We start from the raw sequence: 4,399 nt of genomic DNA, 5'->3' as shown, positions 1-4,399 counted from the left end.
AGGCCCGACCCCCCCTCAACAATGAAGCCTTCGGGCGGAATTTCAAGCTGGCTTGAGGTTTTGACAATCCTATGAAAATGTTCGTCTGGCGAGGGGATGGAGAGGAAAAAATGGGTATCATCAGCTGGATCATTCTCGGCGTGGTCGCCGGCTTCATAGGCAGCAAGATCGTCAACAAGACCGGCCAGGGTGTCATCATGGACATCGTGCTTGGCATCGTCGGCGCCATTGTCGGCGGTCTGATCTTCAGTGCCTTCGGCGCGTCAGGCGTCACCGGCCTCAACATCTACAGCCTGATCGTTGCCGTCATCGGCGCGGTGGTCGTTCTGTGGGCCTACCATCAGTTCAGCGCAAGGCGGACGCTTTAGGCGCCTGCCGATCGTCTGAGGTTTCGAGTTTCTGAAGGCAAGACCGGCTTCAGGCCGGTACGTGCAGCGGCTCGTCTATGGCATCAGCACTGCATCGGCGGCGACGAAAAAGATCAGCGTTCCGGCGATGAACACCGCCCAGCCGACAAGCGACTTGCGGATAGCGGCTTTGTGCTCGGCGTCGGAGTTGTTGTTTTGGTCAAAATCGGTCACGGGGAACTCCGCTGGCTGATTGATCATGTCGTCGTCGATCGAACGTTGCTTCGCCGATTAGACGATCTTTTTCGGCCCGGCAACGCCTCGTGAGCACCTGCCTGGGTGCCAAGGTTACGCCACGACGGCCAGCCGGCGGCGACGCTGATCCAGCGACACGATGGTCAGCCCGCTGCCGATGACCAGCAGGATGCCGCAGATCGCCAGCGCGTTGGGGAATTGCCCGAACACCAGCAGGCCCGAAATGACCGCCCAGACGGTGAAGCAATAGTAGAACGGCGCCACGGCGCTGGTCGGTCCGATGCGATAGGCCATGAAGATGAAGAAATGGCCGAAGATCAGGAAAAATCCGGCGCCGGCCATCAGCAGCAGGTGATGTGCCCCGGGCATGACCCAACGCTCGGAAACCAGATGCGCGGCGCCGGCGCCGATCAGCACCACCACGACGGCGGAGATCGCCACGATCATCCCCGGCACCTCGGCCGCGACCCGCCGGCCGGCAAGGTCGCGCGCCGCCGCAAATGTGGCATTGCCGAGCGCCAGCAAGGCGTAGACCGAAATGCCTTGCATGGTCGGCTGCGCCACCATCAGCGCTCCAACGAAGCCGAGCCCGATCAGCGCCATGCGCCGGCCGCCGATCCGCTCGCCAAACAGGATCGAGGAGCCGACCAGCATCAAGAGCGGCGTGATCTGTCCGAGCGCGGTAGAATCGGCGATCTGCATGTTGGCGAGCGCGACGACATAGCAAAGGATCGCCGCCAGCTCGAGCATGTTCCGGCTCAGTACGCGCTTGTCGAAGATCAGCGGGATCTGCTTGCCGTAGCCCAGCGCGAACAACAGCGGGAAGCCCCAGAGGGCTGCCGCGGCACCGCGCAGAAACAACACTTCGTAGGACGGCAGGCCTGCTGTCGCGAGCTTCATCATCGTGTCGTTGACGAGATACGACCCCGTCGAGACGATCATGAACAGCGGGCCGCGGATAGAGGCAGGGATGAAATGCATCCGGCCACAAGATCAGAGGCGGGTGGTGGCGGCAAGAGGTGCCAATGGGGCAGCGCCGCTCAGCAACGCCACCAATTCGCTCTGACGGCCGGTGCCGGTCTTGTAGAAGACGCGCTCAAGGTAGGTACGGGCGGTTTTGACCGTGATCCCGTGGTCAAGTGCCGCCGCTTTCAGCGGACGGCCGGATACCAGCGATGCGGCAAGCTTTGCCTCGGCCGGAGACAGATCGAAGAGCGCGCTCAGAATTTGCGGCGACGGCTCTTGGTTGCCCATGCGGATCGACGCTGCAACGACAAGGATGTTTGCACCTGCGAATATGTCCCTTGCCGATCGGCGAAGCGGCAACACATGCAGGACGACAGCGGGTTGATCGATCGTCTGGCGAACGGGAATGGACCTGACGATTGGCACGATGGCAGCCGAAGTGCTCCTGACTGCCTCCTGGAACAGCAAATCGGCTTTCGGATCGCCGATTGCCAAGCCGTCATACGCCAGCGGCTGAAAAATGGACGGCAACGCATCGAACAGTCCGTTGGTGGCAACCACCTGTCCGCCGGCCGACATGACTGCGGCAGGAAGCCCAACGCTCTGCAGGGCCGATACGGTGGCCAACGCCCGCTCCAGGCCAAGCCTTGCCGCAACAAGCCCGGCGCGGGCAAGATGCGGGCGAAGGACGTTGAGCGAGGCGATGGAGGTTGGGTCATGCGGACCGTCCTGCAGACGACGCTCCACACTGTAGATCACGACCTCGCCATTGGTCATCGGTATGACCATGCCGGTTTGCCAGCCCAATCCGTACCTGATCAATTCGTGTCTCATCGGATCGGTTTCCAATTCGTCCGGACTGAAGAGTTCGACGTCGCGAAGAAACCCATCGACACTAGGCTTCCAGCGCAACGGACGATCGTTGTTTCGCCACGCGTCGGAAGAGAATTCAATCAGCGCATCCATAATCGATGCCGATGCCGCAAACCGCGGCGGATGAGCCTCGCTGGCGACCAGCAAGGCGCCGCCTACCGATCCCGACATCGTGCTCAAGCCGTCAAGCACCACCGGCCACAGCTCTGGCACGAATGCGGCTTCGTAGATTCGGTCGATCAGATCTTCCATGAAAGTTGCCCCTCAATCGGCACGGGAACGAACGATCCGCCCAGCCATCGCGCTAGCGATATGAATGACCTGTATCGGCTGAGCAAACCAGATATTCGCCATATCGACAAGCGCCCGATCCTCGGCTTCGGATCCAGTATGCAACGCCCATTCCATTTGACGGTTCGCCTTCCTATATCTGCGTCTCATCCCGCAATCGGATCGATGGTTCGGACTGAGTGAGACGGCACCCGGCCAAAAGACGCTTGTGTTTTTTGGCCTTTGTCGCTAATCGCCCCGCATTCGACTGAACTGAAGGTCTTCGACCGAACTGAAGATCCGGGCCGTCCAAGGAAAGAGACAATGGCCAAAGGTAAATTCGAGCGTAACAAGCCTCACGTGAACATCGGCACGATTGGCCACGTCGACCATGGCAAGACGTCGCTGACGGCGGCGATCACCAAGTATTTTGGCGAATACAAGCGCTACGACCAGATCGACGCCGCCCCTGAGGAAAAGGCGCGCGGCATCACGATCTCGACGGCGCACGTCGAATACGAGACGGCTGCCCGCCACTATGCTCACGTCGACTGCCCCGGCCACGCCGACTATGTGAAGAACATGATCACCGGTGCCGCGCAGATGGACGGCGCGATCCTGGTCGTGTCGGCTGCCGACGGCCCGATGCCGCAGACCCGCGAGCACATCCTGCTGGCCCGTCAGGTCGGCGTGCCGTCGATCGTGGTGTTCCTGAACAAGGTCGACCAGGTCGACGACGCCGAGCTGCTCGAACTGGTCGAGCTCGAGGTTCGCGAGCTTCTGACCAAGAACGAGTTCCCCGGCGACGACATTCCGATCGTCAAGGGTTCGGCTCTGGCTGCGCTGGAAGATTCCGACAAGAAGATCGGTGAAGACGCGATCCGCGAGCTGATGGCTGCGGTCGATGCCTACATTCCGACGCCGGTTCGTCCGCTCGACAAGCCGTTCCTGATGCCGATCGAAGACGTGTTCTCGATCTCGGGCCGCGGCACGGTCGTGACCGGCCGCGTCGAGCGCGGCGTGGTCAAGGTCGGCGAGGAGCTGGAGATCATCGGCATCCGTCCGACGACCAAGACGACCTGCACGGGCGTCGAGATGTTCCGCAAGCTGCTCGATCAGGGCCAGGCCGGCGACAACATCGGCGCGCTGCTGCGCGGCGTTGATCGTGAAGGTGTCGAGCGCGGCCAGGTTCTGGCCAAGCCGGGCACGGTGAAGCCGCACAAGAAGTTCGTGGCCGAAGCCTACATCCTGACCAAGGATGAAGGTGGCCGTCACACGCCGTTCTTCACCAACTACCGTCCGCAGTTCTACTTCCGCACGACCGACGTGACCGGCATCGTGTCGCTGCCGGAAGGCACCGAAATGGTGATGCCGGGCGACAACATCACGGTCGATGTCGAGCTGATCGTGCCGATCGCCATGGAAGAGAAGCTGCGCTTCGCTATCCGTGAAGGCGGCCGCACCGTCGGTGCCGGCATCGTCGTCACCATCAAGGAATAATCGAGCCCGGCATTCGCCGGATCGACAAGAAAAGGGCGGTCTTCGGGCCGCCCTTTTCTTTTGCGAGGCTATCGGTTGCGGCCCAGTCGGCCGAACCCTGTTGCAAGGCTCCGGGCCTCGACTAGTATAGGTTGCATCGAGGGGCTTTTTTCAAATGGTTCCAAGGCGGTTTTTCCATCGTCGGGCAT

5 protein-coding genes are annotated in these 4,399 nt (G+C 61.4%); 2 read left to right on the top strand and 3 right to left on the bottom strand.

All coding sequences use genetic code 11. The features are described 5' to 3' along the window. Positions 1–110 precede the first annotated feature (110 nt). Positions 111–368 carry a GlsB/YeaQ/YmgE family stress response membrane protein gene (locus tag EN906_RS24330; RefSeq protein ID WP_013531402.1) on the top strand — a complete coding sequence of 86 codons (258 nt, stop codon included), beginning with the start codon at positions 111–113 and terminating at the stop codon, positions 366–368. Positions 369–443: 75 nt separating this feature from the next. Here the strand turns inward: EN906_RS24330 and EN906_RS37395 are convergent, their stop codons facing one another. The 3 genes from EN906_RS37395 to EN906_RS24320 form a co-directional block, all read right to left on the bottom strand. Continuing rightward, positions 444–581: a hypothetical protein gene (locus EN906_RS37395; RefSeq protein WP_164749104.1), complete on the bottom strand. Its 138-nt coding sequence runs from the start codon at positions 579–581 to the stop codon at positions 444–446. A gap of 114 nt (positions 582–695) precedes the next feature. Next, positions 696–1,583, bottom strand: coding sequence for a DMT family transporter (locus tag EN906_RS24325; protein ID WP_127272744.1), 888 nt, complete (start codon positions 1,581–1,583; stop codon positions 696–698). A gap of 12 nt (positions 1,584–1,595) precedes the next feature. Then, positions 1,596–2,588: a helix-turn-helix transcriptional regulator gene (locus EN906_RS24320; protein WP_127273425.1), complete on the bottom strand. Its 993-nt coding sequence runs from the start codon at positions 2,586–2,588 to the stop codon at positions 1,596–1,598. Between the two features lie 447 nt (positions 2,589–3,035). Here EN906_RS24320 and tuf point away from each other — a divergent pair, with 447 nt between their 5' ends. Beyond that, positions 3,036–4,211 carry an elongation factor Tu gene (gene tuf, locus EN906_RS24315; RefSeq protein ID WP_095090666.1) on the top strand — a complete coding sequence of 392 codons (1,176 nt, stop codon included), beginning with the start codon at positions 3,036–3,038 and terminating at the stop codon, positions 4,209–4,211. The last annotated feature ends 188 nt before the right edge of the window (positions 4,212–4,399 follow it).

The sequence above is a fragment of the Mesorhizobium sp. M7A.F.Ca.CA.004.06.1.1 genome, from assembly GCF_003999135.1.
GTDB lineage: Bacteria > Pseudomonadota > Alphaproteobacteria > Rhizobiales > Rhizobiaceae > Mesorhizobium.
This window is presented reverse-complemented; position numbering and strand designations above follow the sequence as displayed.

What these genes read in the sequence shown, in the direction of transcription:
- EN906_RS24325 (WP_127272744.1), bottom strand. Translation starts at nt 1,583, where the DNA reads ATGCATTTCATCCCTGCCTCTATCCGCGGCCCGCTGTTCATGATCGTC.
- tuf (WP_095090666.1), top strand. Translation starts at nt 3,036, where the DNA reads ATGGCCAAAGGTAAATTCGAGCGTAACAAGCCTCACGTGAACATCGGC.
- EN906_RS24330 (WP_013531402.1), top strand. Translation starts at nt 111, where the DNA reads ATGGGTATCATCAGCTGGATCATTCTCGGCGTGGTCGCCGGCTTCATA.